The 313-nt window shown below is 41.9% G+C and carries 1 protein-coding gene; it reads right to left on the bottom strand.

Going from position 1 to position 313, the window contains the following annotated elements:
* Positions 1–313, bottom strand: a 313-nt coding sequence (locus tag JI665_RS28355) for an MATE family efflux transporter (RefSeq protein ID WP_244671357.1), incomplete at both ends; no start/stop codon positions are given.

The raw sequence follows: 313 nt of genomic DNA, 5'->3' as shown, positions 1-313 counted from the left end.
TCCTGCCCCTCTAAGTATGGCACTCAATACAAACATTAAGGACATGAAGATAGATGGAATGCCTACTATTCGAAAATAAAGAGTACCAGCTTCTAATACATTAGATTCTATTCCCATAAGCTTCAGCAATGGCTCAGCAAAAAAAAGGGTAATAACTCCCGTTATCAAGCCAAACAGGATGGCTAGAACTAGAGATTGCTGGGAAATATGCCTTGCCTTTTCCGGCAAGTTTGCTCCAAGAAAATTGGCAATCCTAACGTTCGCTGCCACCCCAATTGCCATGAACAGAGCAAAATAAATAGCGAGCACTGCA

The organism is Bacillus sp. NTK034 (genome assembly GCF_017303275.1).
Taxonomy (GTDB): Bacteria; Bacillota; Bacilli; order Bacillales; family Cytobacillaceae; genus Cytobacillus.
The sequence above is the reverse complement of the archived record's forward strand: the minus strand, read 5'-3'. Positions and strand labels throughout refer to the sequence as shown.